Origin of the sequence: Paenibacillus sp. 102 (assembly GCF_039549175.1) — a bacterium.
Classification (GTDB): Bacteria; Bacillota; Bacilli; order Bacillales; family Bacillaceae_G; genus Bacillus_A.
In genome coordinates this window covers 1-313 of sequence record NZ_JBCGHT010000082.1, presented here as the reverse complement: position 1 = coordinate 313, position 313 = coordinate 1, and the positions used below count along the sequence as shown (strand labels likewise).

Below are 313 nucleotides of genomic sequence, written 5' to 3'. Positions count from 1 at the left end.
ATATCGGCGTTAGTCCCGTCCTTCATCGACTCCTAGTGTCAAGGCATCCACCGTGCGCCCTTTCTAACTTAACCAAACTAAAATTAAAAAATATGAGCTACACTGTTATCTAGTTTTCAAAGAACATACATTTATTCATGAGAGATAGTTCTCTCAAAACTGAACGAAACGAAACAAGTCAACGTTTATTGATGAACTGCGTTCATCAATTCTCCATAGAAAGGAGGTGATCCAGCCGCACCTTCCGATACGGCTACCTTGTTACGACTTCACCCCAATCATCTGTCCCACCTTAGGCGGCTGGCTCCATAAA

The 313-nt window shown here is 42.8% G+C and carries 1 rRNA gene; it reads right to left on the bottom strand.

Annotated elements, in window-relative coordinates:
• Window positions 1–219: 219 nt before the first annotated feature.
• Window positions 220–313, bottom strand: a 16S ribosomal RNA gene (locus AAIE21_RS29425); the annotation flags it as partial.